The following is a 15,366-nucleotide window of genomic DNA, read 5'->3' as shown; positions in this document are numbered from 1 at the left end:
TTGCGAGAGATTGCATGAACGCCGTAATCGAGGTTTCGCGCCGCGCTAGCGCCGAGCCCGGATGGCGTTCGCGCGCCTGCCTGATCGCCCTCTTGCTGGTAACAGCCAATCAGAGCGCGGCGGCCGATGCGGAACTGACCGAAATGCCGCTCGAACAGCTGATGAGCGAGGCCAAGCTACGGGACGCTTCGATCGCCAGCGCATCCAGATTCAACCAGCGGGTGTCGACCACGCCTTCGGCGGTTACCGTCATCACGCACGATGACATCCAGCAATACGGATGGCGTACGGTCGCCGAGGTGTTGCGCAGCGTTCCCGGTTTCTACCTGCACAGCGACCGTTCCTACGACTACCTTGGCGCGCGTGGCTTCGCGCGACCTGAGGACTACAACTCGCGCGTTCTCCTGCTGATCGATGGCCAGCGGACCAACGACGCGATCTACGACATGGCCTACCTCGGCAGTGAGCAACTGATCGATCTCGATCTGGTCGACCGCATCGAAGTCGTCCGTGGCCCGGGATCGTCCGTCTATGGCGGCAACGCCTTGTTCGGAACGATCAACATCGTTACCCGAACGGGCCAGCAGATAGACGGCATCGAGGTCGGCACGAGCTACTCGAGTTTCGACACGTTCTACGGCCGTGCGACCTATGGCAAGCGGCTGGACAATGGGGCCGACATCGTCGCCTCGGTCTCGGGAATGGACAGCCAGGGCCCCGACCTGCGTTTCCCCGAGTTCAACGCCCCGGAAACCAACTACGGCCGTACCTCCGACACCGCTTTCGACCGCAACAGCCGGCTCTACGCCCGGCTATCGCAGGACGGATTGAGCCTCACCGCTGCCGCCAGCCAACGAGAGAATGGAAACCCCGGAGCGACTTTCGGAGTCCTTTTCGGTGATCCCGCCAACCGTCAGACCGACTCGCAAGCCTATCTCAGTGTCAACTACACACGCCGGGTTTCGGCTGACAGCGAGGTATCGGGACGCCTTTTCTGGGGCGCTTATTCCTACGATGGCCGAGGGGTATACGCTGGCGCGACAATCGACGACCCACCGGTCAGGAATCGCGACCGGGCAGAGGCCAATTGGTGGGGCAGTGAACTCAAGCTCATCACAGCCTGGTCGGCGCGCAACAAGCTGGTTAGCGGCGTCGAATACCAGAGCAACTACCGCCAGAGGCAATGGAACTACGACCTCAATCCGTATCAGTCGTATCTCGACGACCTGCGCCATAGCGACCGCTCCGGCCTGTACGCGCAGAATGATTTCCAATGGACCGACTCGTTGAAGATTTCGCTCGGCGCTCGTTACGACAAGGTTGGCACAGCAAGCGGCGAGCTGAGCCCGCGCCTTGGGCTGGTCTTCCGGTCGTCGGAACAGACGGGATGGAAACTGTTGTACGGCTCGGCTTTCCGGCCGGCCAACGTCTATGAGAAGTTCTATACTTTCCCTGAAACGCAGATCGCCAATGACCAACTCAAGCCGGAAAAGCTGACGACATGGGAAGCGGGCGTCGACCACTACCTCGGGAGAAACACTCGTCTGGCGGCGACGACCTATTACTATCGGATGGACCAGCTGATCGAGCAGATCACCGATACCGAGAGCGGCCTGCTGAAGCACCAGAACACGGGTAACGCCAGGGCGCAGGGTCTGGAACTCGAAGCCGATCAGCAGTGGGACAACGGCGCGCGCCTGCGCCTGAGCCTCGATGTCTCGAAAACCGAGAACGCGCAGGGAGAGCAGTTGAGCAACTCACCGCACGTTGTCGGCAAGCTCCTCGGTTCGCTGCCGCTACCCTGGATGGGCCTGCGGCTGGGCACCGAGGGACAGTGGCTGTCGAGCCGCAAGACCGACGCCGGCACCGACGTCGCGAGCTACGGCGTGGTCAACCTGACGCTTCTGCGGCCGATGGCCAAGGACGGCTGGCAGTTTTCCGCTTCACTGTTCAACCTTTTCGACAAGAAGTTTGCCGATCCGGCGGCGCCGGACGTCGGTGTACCCATGCGCAGCCAGTTCGAGCAGGACGGGCGAACTTTCCGGATCAAGGCCATCCACCGCTTCTGACCCCCATGCGCAAACTCCCTCCCGACGCCAGGTCGACCGTCACTGGCCGCTGCCGAACGCCGCTCCTGGCGGTGGCGCTAGCGCTGGTCGCCGGCTGGCCAGGCCAGGCCTGCGCGCAGTCCGCGCCGGCCGAGGAGAACACGCTCAAGGCGGCGTTTGTCTACAACTTCGCCAAATATACCGACTGGCCGGACGAACTCTGGAGCAGATCGCCAACCCTGAGGGTATGCACGGTGGGCGAGCGCGGCGGCTTCGCGCAGGCCGTAGCGGCGCTGGCCAACAAACCAGCGGTGCGCGGCAAGGAAGTCGAAGTCCGCCAGCTTGCCCGCCCCGAGGAGGCCAGCGGCTGTCACTTCCTGGTCGTTGCCGGGCGCGCCAGAATGGCCGAGTGGACGCGCGCCGTCCGCCTCGCACCGGTCCTCACGGTGGGCGACGCTGAGGGCTTCGCGACGAGTGGCGGCATCATCGGCCTGTACGCCGAGGGCGACAGGCTGCGCTTCGAAATCAACCAGGAAGCGGCGCAGCGCGCCGGACTCAAGCTCAGCTCGCAGTTGCTGAAACTGGCGCGCCTGGTGAAGGACGAGTCCTCGGCCAGCCAGCGCTGACCCCAAGCGGTCGGCGCCTGCCGCCCCGACGCGACCGTAGAAGAGCTTATCCGCCGTGATACCCAAGCCGTTCAGACAGACCGGGGATCGCCGGTCGCCGCGACGATCGCCCGCCAGAAATCCCCGTGCTGCTCTTGGCTGACACGGCGGTCGACAATCACTTCGAGCAGGCTCGCACTGCCCCGTTGCAGGGCACGCTCGAGCGCCGCAGAAAACGCGGCGAGGGACGAGCAGCGCTCGGCGGAAACGCCGAAGCTGCGTGCCGCGGCGACGAGGTCTACCGCCTGGGGCGTCAGCCAGCCGCGCTCGAACTCGGGCAAGCCGGCCACCGGCAGATAACCGAATATGCCTCCGCCGCCATTATTGACCACGATGAAAACGATCTCGCGCCCGGCGGCGGCGGCCAGCGCCGTCAGATCGTGCTGTGTGCTCAGGTCACCGACGAGCGCCGCACAGGGACCGTGGGTCGCGATCCCCAGGGCGGTCGACAGATTGCCGTCGATCCCACTGGCACCGCGATTGCCGAACAAATGCAGCGGTTTGGCGCTGCTCCCCGAAAAGGCGTCGAGCGCGCGAATGGCCAGCGAGTTGCCGCAAAACAGCCGATAGCCGGGCGGCAAGGCGTGCAGCAGCGCCGGAATCAAGGCACCCTCGAAATTTTCCTGTGCGCGGCAACGGCGTATCAGCGCCGCGGCCCGCGCCTCGGCCCGAACGAAGACGGCCCGCCAGCCGACCGGCGCGGGCTGCAGGTCGCAGGCCAGCAAAGCCTGGCAGGCGGCCGTCGGGTCCGCCGCGATCAGCGTCCCGGCGGCATGCGGCGGGTCTGACCAGCGGCTGTCGGGAGTGACGACGATCTGCCGTGCCGGCGCCGCACCGGCCACCCATTCCTGCAACGTTCGCGTCACCGGAAAAGCGCCGAAGCGCAGGACCCATTCGGGGCGAGCGCTCGTCGACCAGAACGGTTGGCGCAGAAAGGCATCGTAGCAGACACTCAGACGGCTACGGTCGTGGCTACCGAAGCGCAGGTTCGACAGAGGTTCGGCGAACAGCGGGCAGTCGAGCTGCGCGGCCAGCGCCGTCACGGCGTCGGCGAAGCCTGGCGGGCAATCGGCGCCGCCGCAGACGATGACACCGGGCCGACCGCTGATCGCCGCCGCGCTGTGCGCGATCGCACGCGCATCGGGCAGCAGGCGCGGGCGAGCGAGCGGAACGATGGCCGGGCGCGGGAACACCGCACCTGGCTCGGGCCAGTCGCCCACCGGCAGCAGCGGTTCGCGAAAAGCCAGATTGAGGTGCACCGGCCCAGGCAACGGCCAACGACTCTCGGCGATCATGCGCGCGGCCAGACGATAGGCGTAGCGCGGCACAAAGTCGGCCATCGGCACACCCGGCGAGTGGGCAGCACGCACATGCGAGCCGAACAGACCTTGCTGATCGATCGTCTGGTTGGCACCCCAGCCGACCAGTTCGGCCGGGCGATCGGCCGAGAGCAGCAACAGCGGAACAGCCGCAAGATCGGCTTCGATGACGGCCGGAAACCAGTTGGCGACCGCCGAACCCGAAGTGCAGAGCAAGCCTGCCGGCCGACCCCCGGCACTGGCGATACCAAGCGCGACGAAGCCGGCGCTGCGCTCGTCGACGATGACGTGGCAGCGGATCTCTCGCTGGCGCAGGAAAGCGAGCGCCAGAGGGCTCGAGCGCGAGCCTGGCGAGAGCACCAGATCGCGCAGGCCGGCGGCGGCCAGCCCGTCGACCAGGGCCTGCGACCAGCGCCAATTCAGCCATCCCACATCGCCTGCGTCCTTCATCGCGTGCCGTTCCTGCTCGAGCGGCAGCCGTCGACGCCGCCCGACTGCTGCAGGGCGTCGGCCATGACCGCCAGCTTGACCTCGGTCTCGGCGAGTTCCTGCTCCGGCTCCGAGCCAGCAACGATTCCGGCACCGGCAAAGAGCTCGGCTTCGCCACCGCGCAGGCGTGCGCAACGCAGCGCGACGACGACTTCGCCGTCGCCGTTTCGTTCCACCCAGCCGATGCCGCCGGTGTACCACGCGACGCGCCGCTCACCGTGATGCCTCAACCACTGACGAGCCGCCGCGCCGGGCGCGCCGCCGACGGCTGGGGTCGGATGCAGCCCGGCCAGCAGGTCGAACAGCGCTGCTCCGGGGCGCAGGCGGCCGACGACTCGCGTCTGCAGGTGTTGCAGTTCGCTGAGGTGCAATACCGTCGCCGCTGGCGGCACGACCAGCGAAGTGCAGAGCGGATCGAGAGCCGCGCGAATCGCGTCGACGACCAACTGGTGCTCGCGACGGTTCTTGTCGTCGAGCAGGCCACGCGACGCCGGTCGACTGTCGGAGGCACTCAGCCAAGCGGTCCCGGCCAGCGCGTCGGCGTACACGGTGCCGGCCTGCAGCTTCACCAGACGCTCCGGAGTCGCGCCGACGAAACTCTGGCCCGCCTGGCCGACCGCGTAAAGCGTGCACCGCGGCTGACGGTGGGCAAGTGCGGCGAGCATCGGGGCGATCGCCGCCGGCTGCTCGCCGGCGAAACGGACACGCCGTGTCAGGACCAGTTTGGCGAGCTTGCCGCGCGCAATCTCGGCCAGCGCCGCGCGCGCGCGTGCCAAGAACGCCCGATCGACGAGCGGCGAGGGCTGGCGCCGCCATACCGGCGCCAGCGGCTGTGCCCCGTTCCCCCGGTAGACCGACTGCAGCTCGGCCAGCCAGTGGGCCATCGCCCTTTCGCCGGCGCCTACCGGGCAACTGAAAGTGGCCGTGCGGCGCCCGGCGTGATGGCGCAATAGAATCGCCGGCACGAGAAGACGCGCATTCGGCAACGCGGCCGTCGTTGCGGCGGCGTCTTCGTCTTCTTCGTCGAAGGCGAATCCGATGTGCGCTGCCGGTTCGACACCGCTGTTTTGCTCGTCGTCGTGCTGCCAGCGCGTCTGCAACCCGCAAAAAGCCGCCTGCAAGGCAGCGAAGCGTCCGCCACCGGCAGTCGAAAAAGCCACTGCCCGACCAAGCGCCAAACGGCGGTCGCCCGCTTGGCCGGCGGCCGGCGGCGCCCACCAGCTGACGTAGTCTCGCGCCGGATCGACCGCCAGCCAGTCGGCGTCGCCAGCCCCGAGGTCAAGCGTGATACTCAGCAAACCGTTGGCCGGCGCCCTCGCCAGCCCGACCTGCAATCGGCGGTGCAGGCGGGCCAGGCAAGCACCGCCGAGCAGCCCGGCGGAATTCATCGCGACGTCGCGAGCGGCGAGTCTAGGAGCGCCCGCAACTGCTGCCTCTCCAGTTTGCCCATCGCATTGCGAGGCAGGCGATCCAGCCGCAGGACGCGCCGTGGACGATGGGCGCCGATCAGGTGCTGGCGCATCCAGGTGTCGAGCGCGGCGTTGTCGGTTTGGCCGACGACCAGCGCGACGAGCGCATCGCCCCACACGGCGTCCGGCACCGCCGTGACCGCCACATCGCTGACGCCAGGGCAAGCAGCCAGACACGCCTCGACTACCGATGGGTGAACCTTCACCCCGCCGCTGATCAGCAACTCGTCGGCTCGGCCAAGGACGGTGAGCCAACCGGCGGCGTCGATCCGACCAAGATCGGCCGTCGCCAACCAGCCGTCGTCAAGTCCGACGCCCGGGCACCGCTCCGGATTCAGATAGCCGACCATCACCTGCGCGCCGCGCAAGTGGAGGCGCCCATCGCCGCCGACACGGGCCTGCAAACCCGACAACAGCGGACCCACCTGCCCGCCCCGCCAGTCCTTGCCAGGTCGGAGCAGCGTCGCCGCCTGAGCCGCGGTTTCGCTCATTCCCCAGCTCGGACAGATCGGCCAGCCGCTGGCCAGCGCGCGCTCGCCCAGTGACTGCGACAGGGCCGCGCCACCGATCAGCACATGCCGCAGGCTGCTCGGTGCCGGTGCCGTGCCGGCAACGTCGAGCAGCCGTGCCAACATGGCCGGCACCATCGACAAGTGGCTGACCGGACGTGCGTTCAGATCGCGCCAGACGGCGGCGGCCGAAAACCCCTCGTGCAAAAGCAACGAGGCTCCCGCACGCAGACAGCGGTACAGTAGCGAAAGACCGCCGATGTGATGGAGCGGCAGACAGCCTAGCCACAGGTCTCCGGCGGCCAGCGACAGCCGCTGATTCGCCGCCCTGGCCGCGGCATCGAGGTTGGCGTTACTCAGCATCACCGCTTTCGGCTCGCCCGAGCTGCCACTCGTCGCGACGACCAGCGCCAGGTCGTCGGGCGCTGCCGTCCGCTCCACTCCACCGGCCGGCCAGTGCGGCGGCAGCGTGGCCAGCCGTTTCAGGCGGCCATCGCCGAGCGCCTGCATCTTCGGCCAGGCCAGGTCGACGGACTGCGGATCGAGCGGCCAGAGCACCGCACCGGCGGCCGAACAGGCCAGCGCCGCCAACGCCAAATCGCTGCCACCCGCCGCAAAAACGGCGATGTCGCCAGCCTGCACACCGCGCGCGCGCAGCGCGCCGGCGCCGCGTCCGGCCAACGCGGCCAGATCCGCGTAAGACCACTCGCCACGCGGCGTCAGCAAGGCGGTAGTCGAAGGGAAGTGGCAGGCGCCTTCGTCCAGCCAGTTGGCGAGAAGGCTCACCGCCGTTCAGGCGGGCGCGGGAACATGGTCCCCGGATTATACCCAGCGACGCGGGGCGACGACTTTGCGGCCGATCAAGAAACGGCGGCCATCGGGAGTTTCAGTCGGCCGACACCGACGGCGGTCCGTCAGGCGCACCGGGCTTGCCGGCCGGAGACGCCAATGGTCGGGGTGGCTCGCCGACGCGGATATCGATCGGCGCCAGATCCTCGCCGTCGAGCGACGCTTTCGGTATCCGCCCGCCCTCGAAATACAACGCAATCTCACGTTCGCGCCGTACTTTCAAGCGGCGCGATTCCTTGCCATCGACCAGGGTCCAGCGCCGCAACTGGGCCGGCACGCGTTCGTGCTGACCAGCGTTGACTGCCTCGAGCAAGGTCGACTTCTGCAGCATGCCGGCCCCGACGTTGAACGTGAAATCAGCTAGCGCGGCGAACTGCTGGTCGGAGAGATCGGTCTTGACCAGGCCCATGACAGCCCGTTGAGCGCGCCGCAAGTCTTCGACGAGCAACATTTCGCCCTGCACCTCGCTGACGCCGCGGCGAAAGACAATCGGTTCACTACCGTCGCAGGGCGCCTTCTTGACGAGGTGACCGTAAGCGATGCTGCACTGCCGCGCGGCATTGTCGTACAGGCGCGGCACGAAGCCCTCCGAGAGCTTGGCCAGGCGAAGACCCTTGTCGGTCAGCGCGCGTAAGCGCACCCCTTTCGGCAAGGCCAACTCGATCTCGGATTCGAGCAGCACGCCGGGAGCCAGACTTTCCTCGGCGCCGACGCCGCTCATCGTCGCCGCGCTCGCCAAGTCGCAGGGACCGGTCGGCGAGCAGACCAGCCCATAGGTCAGGCCGGCGAGCAGCGGCGCCGCCGCCGCCGTGACGAAGCTCTTGGCCGCCAGCTTCCCGAACTGCACGCGGCTCTCGCCAGACAGCCTGGCAAACGGCTGCCGCATGGCGCCCTGCTCGTCTCGTTCGCCGATCCCGCTGCTGTAGAAATTGAGCTCGTCCTTGCTCAGGAAAGCGGCAATCAGCGTCCTGCCATAGGGCGGCGCCGCCTTCAGTTCGAACTTCGGCATCTCGCCGGGGATCGTAAACTTCCCCATCGGAACGCGATTGTCAGGCTGCTGCTGATTGGGGAAAAGGACGGTCGCCACATCGTCCGGTCCGACGCTGACGACGTTCAGGTAACCCTCGTGCGGCACGTCGACCGTCACCACGCGCAACTCGCCGTCGCGCAGCAAGGTCCTGTTCAGGCGCACGGGCAAACCTCCGGCCAAGGTAGCCGCCTCTTCGGTGGCACGCCAGAACGACTTGCTGGACGTCGCCACCGGAACGGGCGCCGCCGCCGGCCCAGCCGGAAGCTCAGGCGCCGCGCCAGCTTCCAGCGCGAGCGCCAGCGACGCGATGATGCTACCGGCAGACAACCGGCGACCGATGGTGTTGCTCATCCCTCTTCCCCTTTCGGCGCCTAGCGTTGGCGCATATCGGCGCAAGTATAACGGCGTCTCGATGCGCCGCGTAGGCCATCCCAAGGCAAACGCTTCCGGCACCTGAACGCGGGCTACCTTTCTCGCCGGATCCATCAGGCGCGCGACCGCTGCGCGCGAGAGCAACTGCGGCAGGCGCCCGTTTTCCTTCGGCAGGATTCCCGGTCGCTCGCTACGCTTGAATACTTGACTATGGTTGCCAGCTTAAGTAGATTCGTGTTGTCCCAAGGGGGAGTAGCTCTCCGCCGCGGCGTCGTCAGGACGGAATGCCTTGCCGTACGAGGGCTCCCGGCGCCGCGGGTGGCCACCACGAGGTGACCACGAGCAAGACCTTTGCCGCGCTGGCGAATCGTCTCCCTTGTCGGAATCACGGCCCTTCGTCCTCGCTGGACAAGGGCCGTTCTGTTTTGCGCAGGCGCGGCAGAAGAACGGAAGACAACTTCTGACGGGAGAAACACTTGATGCAAAGCATTGGTAGCGCATGGATCGGAGCGGCTTTCTTGCGCATGCGGGCCGCCCGGAACTCTGCCGGCGTAAGCGGACGGACGCTCGCCATCCGTAGTACCGGACACCACCCGAAATCCAATCCCCTGGCGAGGCAATCATGAACTCGAGAAGTCGCCCCTGGCACACCCTGTCGGCATCAGAAGTCGCCAATGCGCTGGCTGTCGATCCGGCCGCCGGCTTGAGCCGGACCGATGTCGCCGAGCGGCTCGCCCGGCACGGCGAGAACAGGCTCAGCGAGGCACGCCCGCGCCCGCTCTGGCTGAAGTTCCTCGGCCAGTTCGGCAACTTTCTGGTCATCGTCCTGGTATTCGCGGCGGCGCTGGCCTGGGCGATCGGCGACGTCAAGGATGCGATGGTGATCCTCATTGTCGTGCTGCTCAATGCCGGCTTGGGATTCTGGCAGGAGCACCGTGCCGAGCGCACCCTGGCCGCCCTCAAGCAGATGCTCGCGGCGCGCGCCCGGGTACGCCGCGACGGGCGGGTATCCGACATCGATGCCAGTCAACTGGTGCCCGGCGACATCGTCCTGCTCGAGGCGGGCGACCGCGTGCCGGCCGATGGCCGGCTGCTGGCGGCGCACAACCTGGAGGCGGAGGAAGCTGCGCTGACCGGCGAGTCGCAGGCCGTCGGCAAGCACGTCGCCGCGCTGGCGAGTGAAGACCTGCCGCTGGGCGACCGTGTGAACCTGCTCTTCATGAATACGGTTCTCACCCGTGGTCGCGCCGAGCTCTTGATCACCGAGACCGGCATGCGCAGCGAGATGGGCAAGCTGGCCAGCATGATCGCCGACGCGCCCGAGGGCGAAACGCCGCTGCAGCGTCAGCTCGACACTCTGGGCAAGAAGCTGGCGGCCATCGCCGGCGGCGTCGTGACGATCATCTTTCTCGTCGACTTCCTGCGTGGCCAACCGTGGACCGAGGCGGCGATGACCGCCGTCGCCCTGGCCGTCGCCGCCATTCCCGAAGGTCTGCCGGCCGTGGTGACGGTCACGCTGGCCATCGGCATGTGGCGCATGGCGCGCAACCGAGCCATTCTCAAGAAGCTTTCCGCCGTCGAAACGCTGGGCTCGACGACGGTGATCTGTTCTGACAAGACCGGCACCCTCACGCTGAATCAGATGACCGCGCGGGCCGGCTGGTTCGCCGGGAACTTTTTTTCGGCCAGTGGCGAAGCTTATCTTGCGCAAGGCGGCCTGCAGGCACCCTCCGGACTCGATCTGCGCCCATTGCTGCTGCCCATGGCCTTGTGCACCGACTCGCGCGTCCGTGACGGCCAATTGATCGGCGACCCGACCGAAGGAGCCTTGTGGGTTCTCGCACAGAAAGGCGGTCTCTCGCCAGAGGCCGAACAGCAGGAGCGGCCGCGCCTTGCGGAGATTCCGTTCGACTCGGCGCACAAGTTCATGGCCACCTTTCACGCCGCCGGGGAAATGGTCGAGATGCTGGTCAAGGGCGCACCGGACGTACTGCTCGCGCGCGCCTCCCACTGGCTGAGCGCGAACGGCGAGCAGGCGCTCGATCCGTCCTCCCGTCGCCTGATCGAGAACAGCAACAAAGATCTGGCCGCCCAGGCGCTGCGCGTTCTGGCGGTAGCACGGCGCCGTATTCCGGCCCGCGAGTTCGACCCGACAGGCGACCCGATGGCCTGGGCCAGCGAGTGGACCTTCCTCGGCCTGGCCGGCCTGATGGACCCACCGCGGCCGGAGGCCAAGGCGGCGATCGCGCTCTGCCACCAGGCCGGCGTTCAGGTCAGGATGATCACCGGCGACCATCAAGCGACCGCCGCCGCGATCGCCCGCGAACTGGGGCTGGCCGGCAATGTGGTCAGCGGCGCCGAACTCGATGCGCTCGACGACGTGGCACTGGCCGCGCGCATCAACGACATCGCTGTTTTCGCGCGCGTCTCGCCGACCCACAAGGTGCGCATCGTGCGTGCCCTGAAAGCCGTCGGGCATGTGGTGGCGATGACCGGCGACGGCGTGAATGATGCGCCGGCACTCAAGGCAGCCGATATCGGCGTGGCCATGGGTATCACCGGTACGGCGGTGACCCGCGAGGCCGCGACGCTCGTCCTCACCGACGACAACTTCGCGACGATCGTGCGGGCAGTCGAGGAAGGGCGCGTGATCTACGACAACATCGTCAAGTTCGTACGCTTCCAGCTATCGACCAACATCGGCGCCATCCTGACCGTGCTCACCGCCACGCTGCTCGGCTGGCCGACGCCTTTCACGGCCATCCACCTGTTGTGGATCAACATCATCATGGACGGTCCGCCGGCCATGACCTTGGGCGTCGAACCCGCGCGCCCCGGCCTGATGCGCAGCCCACCACGATCGCAAACGGCGCAGATCCTCGACGGTCGCCGCCTGCTGCGCCTGGCGCTCTATGGACTGACGATGATGGTCGGCACCCTGTTCATGTTCCACCACGGGCTGGCCGCGCACGACCAGCCGCGGTACGCCATGACGCTCGCCTTCACCACTTTTGTGCTGTTCCAGTTCTTCAATGTCTTCAACGCCCGTGCCGAGCAGGGTAGCACCTTCAACGCCACGTTCTTTGCCAATGGCAAGCTCTGGCAGGCGCTCGCCGGCGTGCTCGCGCTGCAGGTGGTGGTGGTGCATTGGGGGCCAGCGCAGGCGATCTTCGATACCGTCGATCTGAGCTTGCGCGACTGGGGCCTGGCCGTGGCGGTGGCGGCGACCGTCCTGTGGCTCGATGAAGCGTGCAAGGTCCTGGGAAAACGCTTCCGCGCTCGCGACAGTGGACGATAATGGGAGCTACGAATGCCCGCGGCGAGCCGAAGAACAACGGGTCGGCCACCCCGACGCTCGCCGGCGCGGACGTTTTCTCAAATCATGGGAGGCAGCAATGAAAGGCCAGGAAACAGATACTGAACCGCCACTGGAACCCTATCCCGACGAGCCGCTGATCGGCCACCTGCGCGCCAGCATCCGCCATGCGGCGCGCGTACTGGCCGTGCTCATGGTCCTGGTGATTTGGTGGGGCGTCGCCGACGTGGTCTACGTGCTCTACAGCCGGGTCAGCGTGCACCCCTATTACTTGCTCGAAATCAGCGACATCCTCGCCACTTTCGGCGCCTTCATGGCGGTGCTGATCGCCATCGAAGTCTTCGTCAACATTGTCAGCTACCTGCAGGAAGACGGATTGCACCTCGACATCGTTCTGGCGACCGCCTACATGGCCGTCCTCCGCAAGATCGTCATCCTCGATTACAAGGAAATCAGTCCGGACTACGTCTATGCCACGGCGGCACTCGCTCTGGCACTGTCGATTGGCTACTGGTTAACGCGGTCGCTGCAGCGTGCGCAACTGACGCCGCATGACCATTGAGCGCGGCGCTGACAGTGGGCGCTGTAGCGGGGAAGCTGCCTCGCGGTCGCGAGGCGCGAGGCTGTCGACGCTGACCTGACTTCGGCCTCAAATCCAGGGCCGACGGCAGCATTTGACGTCGCCCCTGGATCGCTTCAGCGCGACACGGCTTGCCATTCCAGCAAGGCCGATGTCGCCTCTTCAAGGGTGAGCAGCCGCTTGACGCCGGGCACGTCCGCCACCCACCGGATGCCGCCGCCGCCGACCCAGAGCGCCACCTCCTCCGGCAGCGCGGCACGCAGTGGCCGCAGTAGCGCAGGAATCTGCCGCTGGGGAAAAGCCGTCGAAAACGAGAGCGCCACGATGTCAGCCCGATGTGCCAAGGCAGCGCGGCTGATGTCGCGTAGCGGCATCTGCGTGCCCAGTGGAATGCACTCCGCTCCTTCCAGAGCAAACATTGCCTCGGCCATCAACAGACCCAGCACATGCGGCTCGTCCGGCGCGCTGGTCAGCAGGATGCGCGGCGCGCGCGGCCCCGTGGGCAGCGCAGCGACGGCTTGACGGAGCAGGCGTTTGGTCAGCTCGGTAAAGAGATGTTCCTCGAACACCTCGAAAGCACCCCGCTCCCAGTCTTCACCGACCCGACTCGTCAGCGGCGCCACAGTGTCCTGGACAAACCGTTGCAATCCCTGACGTGCCAGACGCTGCTGCATGGCCTGCTGGTAGCCGGCGACATCGTGCTGCTTGATCAGCCGCAACAACTCGTCGAGCTCTCCGGCGGCAGGCCGACCGGCAGGCTCAGGAATTCCCTTCCGGCGCGGAGCTAGCGTCGCCAGCTCGGCCAGCGGGGTCGCCATCAGCTTCCCAGGGCGATGCCCAGCGTCCATCAGGCGCTTGATCAGGCGCAGCCGCTCAACCTGATCGGGTGGATAGCCGCGCTCGCCGTTGGCGCCACGATCCGGTACCGGAAAACCGTAGCGGCGTTCCCACATGCGCAGAACGTCCTTTGACAAACCGGTGTCGCGCTCGACAGCCGCGATATTGAAACGGATAGCACCCATATATGTCCTGGACAATTATTAGACAAACCGTTGACAAGAGGCTTTCTGGTCGTTATCTTACGAACAACAACAATTTTTGTCTAGGACAAGAAAAGGGCGCAAGTAAAAAACATGATGATCAATGTCAACCCCATCCCCCGGCTGGCGAGCCTGATTCCCGCCCGCCTTGTGACGCTGGCTAGTACCGGACCCTGTCCGGCGGCGCTCGGAAGTCAGTTCGCCAGCCTATTGGTGGCCAAGCCCATGCCGTTTCGCCAGTACGCCACCAAGATCGTTGCCGGCAACGGCCTCTCCAAGCTGGACGACGGCAAACGACTGGCGACCGTCGACCGCTGCCTGGCCGAATAAGGAGAAAAGCATGCCTACCAGAAAACGCATCGCTGTCGTCGGCGCCGGCATTTCGGGGCTGGCCAGCGCCTGGCTGCTCAGCCAGCGAAACGATGTCACCCTGTATGAGGCCGGCACCTATCTCGGCGGCCACACCAATACCATCGATGTGACGCTCGAAGGCCGGACGCACCCGGTAGATACCGGCTTCCTCGTCTTCAACGAGAGGACCTACCCCAACCTGATCGCGCTCTTCGAACACCTCGGCGTCGACAGCGTCACGAGCCAAATGTCTTTCGCCGTCAGCCTGGAAAACCCGCGGCTCGAATGGGCTGGCAGCGACCTCGCGACCCTGTTCGGCCAGAAGCGCAATCTCGTGCGCCGCGAATTCTGGGGCATGCTGGCCGACATCCTGCGTTTCAACCGCGAAACCGGCGACTGGCTGCTCGCCTACCCCGACAACCGGCAATGCCTGCGCGATTTCCTGACGGAAAGACGCTATTCGGCGGCCTTTGCCGACTGGTATCTGCTGCCGATGGCGGCCGCGATCTGGTCCTGCCCGACCGCCCAGATGCTCGATATGCCGCTCGCCACCTTCATCCGATTTTGCCGAAACCATGGCCTGCTGCAGGTCTTCGACCGTCCCATGTGGCGCACCGTCGAAGGCGGTGGCCGCGAATACGTCCGCCGCCTGGCCGCCAGGATCAAGGACAACGGTTCGCAATGCCGTCTGGCGTGCGCAGTCTGCGCCGTGACACGCGAAGGCGGCCGCCTGCGCGTCTCCCATCGCTTCGGCAGCGAGCATTTCGACCAAGTGGTCATGGCCTGCCACAGCGACCAGTCGCTGGCCATCCTCGGTGGCACGGCCAGCGATGCCCAGCGCCAGGTGCTGTCGGCCGTCCGCTATCAGCCCAACCGCGCCGTATTGCACACCGACCCGAAGCTGCTGCCGCGCAACCGCAAGTTGTGGTCGGCCTGGAACTACTTTGCCGCGGCGGGCCAGCCGGGTGAACAGCCGGTCGGGGTTTCCTATCTGATCAACAAGCTGCAGCCGCTGCCTTTCGAAGCGCCGGTCGTCGTTACCCTCAATCCGGCACGCCAGCCTGATCCCGCCAAGATACTGGCTGAATTCGACTACGCTCACCCGATCTTCGACAGTCCGGCCATCGCCGCCCAACAGAAGCTCCGCGATCCGGCCAGCGCTATCCAGGGCGATGGCGGCATCTGGCTGGCCGGTGCCTGGGGCCGTTACGGTTTCCACGAAGACGGCCTGAAGTCGGCCCTGCGCGTCGCCAACGGCATGGGGCTGAACGCGCCGTGGCAGCCCTTGCCCGCTCCGATGCGGCGCGCCGCCGCCTTTGCCTGAGCGTG

At 66.5% G+C, this 15,366-nt stretch carries 11 protein-coding genes; 6 read left to right on the top strand and 5 right to left on the bottom strand.

Translation table 11 applies throughout. The features are described 5' to 3' along the window. Nucleotides 1–14 precede the first annotated feature (14 nt). Both Q1M07_RS04855 and Q1M07_RS04850 read left to right on the top strand, forming a co-directional pair. Complete coding sequence (locus Q1M07_RS04855) at nt 15–2,069, top strand: TonB-dependent receptor (RefSeq protein WP_300451443.1); 2,055 nt, start codon at nt 15–17, stop codon at nt 2,067–2,069. A gap of 5 nt (nt 2,070–2,074) precedes the next feature. Beyond that, nucleotides 2,075–2,674 (top strand): YfiR family protein, encoded by a 600-nt coding sequence (locus tag Q1M07_RS04850; RefSeq protein WP_300451441.1) that lies wholly within the window; start codon nt 2,075–2,077, stop codon nt 2,672–2,674. A gap of 71 nt (nt 2,675–2,745) precedes the next feature. Here the strand turns inward: Q1M07_RS04850 and menD are convergent, their stop codons facing one another. The 4 genes from menD to Q1M07_RS04830 all read right to left on the bottom strand — a co-directional run bounded on the left by menD (nt 2,746) and on the right by Q1M07_RS04830 (nt 8,729). Continuing rightward, a complete protein-coding gene (menD, locus tag Q1M07_RS04845) occupies nt 2,746–4,482 on the bottom strand; it encodes a 2-succinyl-5-enolpyruvyl-6-hydroxy-3-cyclohexene-1-carboxylic-acid synthase (RefSeq protein WP_300451438.1) in 1,737 nt (578 codons plus the stop codon). Further along, nucleotides 4,479–5,909, bottom strand: coding sequence for an isochorismate synthase (locus Q1M07_RS04840; protein ID WP_300451435.1), 1,431 nt, complete (start codon nt 5,907–5,909; stop codon nt 4,479–4,481). Before Q1M07_RS04840 ends, menD begins: the two co-directional genes overlap by 4 nt. Next, nucleotides 5,906–7,285, bottom strand: a complete 1,380-nt coding sequence (locus Q1M07_RS04835) for an AMP-binding protein (RefSeq protein ID WP_300451433.1) — start codon at nt 7,283–7,285, stop codon at nt 5,906–5,908. The genes Q1M07_RS04840 and Q1M07_RS04835 overlap by 4 nt, the downstream gene beginning before the upstream one ends. 100 nt (nt 7,286–7,385) lie before the next feature. Next, the gene (locus tag Q1M07_RS04830) at nt 7,386–8,729 is read right to left on the bottom strand and encodes a DUF4384 domain-containing protein (RefSeq protein WP_300451430.1); all 1,344 of its coding nucleotides are present in this window, start codon (nt 8,727–8,729) and stop codon (nt 7,386–7,388) included. A gap of 643 nt (nt 8,730–9,372) precedes the next feature. Here Q1M07_RS04830 and Q1M07_RS04825 point away from each other — a divergent pair. Next, nucleotides 9,373–12,048 (top strand): cation-translocating P-type ATPase, encoded by a 2,676-nt coding sequence (locus tag Q1M07_RS04825; protein WP_300451428.1) that lies wholly within the window; start codon nt 9,373–9,375, stop codon nt 12,046–12,048. Between the two features lie 97 nt (nt 12,049–12,145). Beyond that, nucleotides 12,146–12,628, top strand: a complete 483-nt coding sequence (locus Q1M07_RS04820; protein WP_300451425.1) for a phosphate-starvation-inducible PsiE family protein — start codon at nt 12,146–12,148, stop codon at nt 12,626–12,628. Nucleotides 12,629–12,762: 134 nt separating this feature from the next. Here the strand turns inward: Q1M07_RS04820 and Q1M07_RS04815 are convergent, their stop codons facing one another. Then, nucleotides 12,763–13,668, bottom strand: a complete 906-nt coding sequence (locus Q1M07_RS04815) for a MerR family transcriptional regulator (RefSeq protein WP_300451422.1) — start codon at nt 13,666–13,668, stop codon at nt 12,763–12,765. A gap of 111 nt (nt 13,669–13,779) precedes the next feature. Between Q1M07_RS04815 and Q1M07_RS04810 the strand changes: the two genes are divergently transcribed. Next, the gene (locus Q1M07_RS04810; protein ID WP_300451420.1) at nt 13,780–14,016 is read left to right on the top strand and encodes a hypothetical protein; all 237 of its coding nucleotides are present in this window, start codon (nt 13,780–13,782) and stop codon (nt 14,014–14,016) included. 10 nt (nt 14,017–14,026) lie between these two features. Continuing rightward, nucleotides 14,027–15,361 carry an NAD(P)/FAD-dependent oxidoreductase gene (locus tag Q1M07_RS04805; protein WP_300451417.1) on the top strand — a complete coding sequence of 445 codons (1,335 nt, stop codon included), beginning with the start codon at nt 14,027–14,029 and terminating at the stop codon, nt 15,359–15,361. Nucleotides 15,362–15,366: the final 5 nt, after the last annotated feature.

Origin of the sequence: Accumulibacter sp., from assembly GCF_029255285.1 — a bacterium.
Taxonomy (GTDB): Bacteria; Pseudomonadota; Gammaproteobacteria; order Burkholderiales; family Rhodocyclaceae; genus Accumulibacter.
This window is presented reverse-complemented; position numbering and strand designations above follow the sequence as displayed.